Here is a 255-nt window from a genome sequence, read left to right as displayed (position 1 = left end):
CGTCATAGCTGTAGTGCGCCGTCAGCGAGCCCGTCGCATCGCTGAAGGTCTGCGGTACCGTCGTCAGCGCATGGCCGCCCAGCGTGATCGCCGAGACGCCGTCCTTCGACGTGAAGTTGATCGTGCCACCCGTCGTCTCCGAGGCATCGGAGTTGTTGCCGGCATTGCCGTCCGCCATCTCGCCCGTACCGGCCGACTCGAGCCCGCGCACCGGCAGGCCCTTCTCGTAGACCGTCGTGTCCGCGCCGCCGGCCG

At 69.0% G+C, this 255-nt stretch carries 1 protein-coding gene; it reads right to left on the bottom strand.

Annotated elements, in window-relative coordinates:
* Nucleotides 1-255: hypothetical protein (locus tag AC0C6X_RS30235; RefSeq protein ID WP_472956726.1), on the bottom strand; the 255-nt coding region annotated here is incomplete at both ends.

It is taken from the genome of Ensifer sp. VA4, assembly GCF_055710065.1.
This window is presented reverse-complemented; position numbering and strand designations above follow the sequence as displayed.